Source organism: Mesorhizobium sp. M0626, from assembly GCF_040320665.1.
Lineage (GTDB): Bacteria > Pseudomonadota > Alphaproteobacteria > Rhizobiales > Rhizobiaceae > Mesorhizobium.
Genome location: NZ_JAMYQD010000051.1, coordinates 1 through 2,719, shown reverse-complemented (window position 1 = coordinate 2,719; position 2,719 = coordinate 1). Strand labels below are relative to the sequence as shown.

The window sequence follows — 2,719 nt, the reverse complement described above, 5'->3', positions numbered from 1 at the left end:
ATGTCGCGGATCTGGAGGCCAGCACGACCGCGCGCTTCGAAGCGTCGGCCAAGACAGGCAAGGTCCGCAGGTTCAAGAAGTTCGTTGACGGCGCCCGCGGCGCGGCCGGGCCGGCAGCACTCAGGCGACATAACGGGCGCAGAGCCGACCCTGCGGCTTCCAGAAATTTGTCGTGTACAGCTTCAGACCCTCAAGCCGAGCCCGCAGGGCCTCGCTTACCTTTTACGGGGCGGCGGTACGTCCAAGCCGGTTCAACAGTTAAGAATTTCGCAAAGACGATACCCCCGGATCGTCGAGCTTCCGCTGCCACTTCCCGCATTCGCCGAGGCGGTCAATGACCCGCCCTTCACAATAGTTATCCGGCAAGCATCTGGATGCGAGAGATAATGTTGCCGGAGGCATCTCTCATGGCTTCTACACCTGCCTGAACGCCAGAACCGCGTTCGTGCCGCCAAAGGCGAAGGAGTTGCTCAGTGCCACGCGCACCTTGCGCTCGCGTGCCACATTGGGCGTGACGTCGAGATCGCAATCGGGGTCCAGCTCACGATAATTGGCAGTCGGCGGCACGACGCTCTCGCGGATAGCCATCACGCAGGCGATCAACTCGAGCGCGCCGGAAGCGCCGAGGCAATGCGCGTGCATGGACTTGGTAGAAGAAATGGACATTGAGAAGGCGTGCTGACCGAAGACGCGCTTGATCGCCGCCGTCTCGATCTGGTCGTTGGCCTTGGTGCCGGTGCCGTGCGCGTTGAGATAGTCGACATCTTCGGCATCCAGCCTGGCATCGGCAAGGCAGGCCCGCATTGCTGCCTCCGGCCCCTCGACAGTCGGCGCGACGATGCCGGACGCATCGGCGGAAAGGCCGGCACCCGCAATTTCGGCAAGGATGGTGGCGCCCCGAGCCAGGGCATGCTCGTAGCTTTCCAGCACCGCCATGCCGGCTCCTTCACCAAGCGACAGGCCCTGGCGATCGGCCGAGAATGGCCGGCAAGTATCGGGCGAAAGCACGCGGATCGCTTCCCATGCCTTCAGCACACCCCATATGAGCGGCGCTTCGCTGCCGCCGGCAAGCATCACGTCGGCCCGGCCGAGCCTGATCTGGTCCACCGCGCAGGCAATCGCATGGTTTGCCGAGGAACAGGCGGACGTGACGCCGAAGACCGGCCCGCGCAGGCCGAGACTCATGCTGACCTGGCCGGCAGCGGCACCCGGCATCGCCTTGGGTACAGTCAAGAGAGCGGCACGCTTACCGCCCAGCAGGATGGCGCGGTAGGTTTGCTCGATCGCATCCCACCCGCAGCCGCCAACGCCCACCGTCGCACCGAAGCGATAGCTATTTCCCTCTTTGGAGGAAAGTCCGGCCTGACGCATGGCTTCGCGCGCCGCAAGCACAGCGAGCAGGCTGAAGCGGTCCATGGAGATGAGTTGCTTGCTGTCGATGTCATGCTCCGGCAGGGCCTTGATCTCGGCACCGATCCTGACCCTCAATTCATGGAACTCGGAGTTGACGATTGGGCCGATGGCGGAGCGGCCTTCTCGCATCTCTGTCCAAATGGCGGCGGCGTTGGTTCCAAGCCCGCAAATTCCGCCAATCCCAGTAATCACGACGCGCCTGTCCATTCACACCCCCGTAGCGAGCAAGCTGCGCACGGCTTCCACCATGTCCCCAACATTCTGGAGATCCGACCATGCCTCGGCCGTATTCATCTCGATCTCGATGCCGTAGGCCTGCTCCAGGTCCCAGAGAACGTCCGCCAATCCCAGTGAATCGATACCGAGCGAAGTCAGTCCGGTGGCGGCCGTTATCTCGCCGCCCGTGGCAGGCGCTATGCCGCCCTCCGACGCGGCGCGCTTCTTGATCATTGCGATTATTTCGTTGGCGAGTTGATCTGCCATCTTGTTCCTTTCTAGCTTGCGTTTTCGGCGTCGTTCAAAACCCGAGTCGCGTCGCGTTGCCAAAATTGCTCCTCATAGAGCCTGTGCGACCGACCAAGCCCAATGCCCATAGGAACCGGACGAGCTCCGGCTTCTTCGGCGTCAGCCCGATGACGAAGAAGAGTCGCCGGCCTCCCGGTTTTGCGCCAGCACATCAAGAATCTGCGTGTAAATGGATAGGAACCGTCGTCAAACGTCAGCTAAACGCTGCGACGGTGGGTGCTGTCAGCGTATTCACTCGGCACCTCATATGTAATCGAGATGTTTCATTGCTCCGGACCAGCTGCGATCAACTATTGTACCGGTCCGCTATTCGTCGGAGAGTTCGACATGATCGGAGCGCTGCCTCTCATTCCCAGTACAATCCCCACCGCACGCGACAGATTTCCTATTTCGGGCTCTTCTCAAGGGACTCGCCACGCGATAGAGGCAGTGATCGGCGCACGTGAGGTCCTGCCAGGTCCATGCGACATTCCGGAAAATTGGTAAAATCGTTTGTTTCAATCAAATTCATCCACGCTATGGATAGCTAAGACATGCGTTTCAAAGGGCTCGATCTGAATCTTCTCGTCGTTCTCGACGCGCTGCTTAGCGAGCGCGGCCTCACGGCGGCGGCACGCAGCATCAACCTAACCAAATTCATGGGGGTTGGTGGATGTGGGCGCAAGCCCGTTGAAATGACGTAGGACTTGGTTGCTTAAGCCGATCCGAAATTTCCCGGAGACCACACCCACCATGAACGATCTTGCGCTGCCGGTGAGCGGTTTTTCATCAGTCGGCGGCA

Annotated in this window: 2 protein-coding genes and 2 pseudogenes; 2 read left to right on the top strand and 2 right to left on the bottom strand. The window is 60.7% G+C overall.

The features are described 5' to 3' along the window. Positions 1 to 263: 263 nt before the first annotated feature. A pseudogene (locus tag NKI37_RS31795) lies at positions 264 to 428 on the top strand (LysR family transcriptional regulator); the annotation flags it as partial. On the opposite strand, the gene NKI37_RS31790 reads toward NKI37_RS31795, so the two are convergent. Further along, a complete protein-coding gene (locus tag NKI37_RS31790) occupies positions 415 to 1,620 on the bottom strand; it encodes a beta-ketoacyl-[acyl-carrier-protein] synthase family protein (protein ID WP_023708073.1) in 1,206 nt (401 codons plus the stop codon). The pseudogene NKI37_RS31795 and the gene NKI37_RS31790 overlap by 14 nt on opposite strands. After that, entirely contained in the window at positions 1,621 to 1,896 is a 276-nt protein-coding gene (locus NKI37_RS31785; protein ID WP_023708072.1) for an acyl carrier protein, read from the bottom strand. 575 nt (positions 1,897 to 2,471) lie between these two features. On the opposite strand from NKI37_RS31785, the pseudogene NKI37_RS31780 reads away from it, so the two are divergent. Further along, positions 2,472 to 2,573, top strand: a pseudogene (locus NKI37_RS31780) (LysR family transcriptional regulator); the annotation flags it as partial. Positions 2,574 to 2,719: the final 146 nt, after the last annotated feature.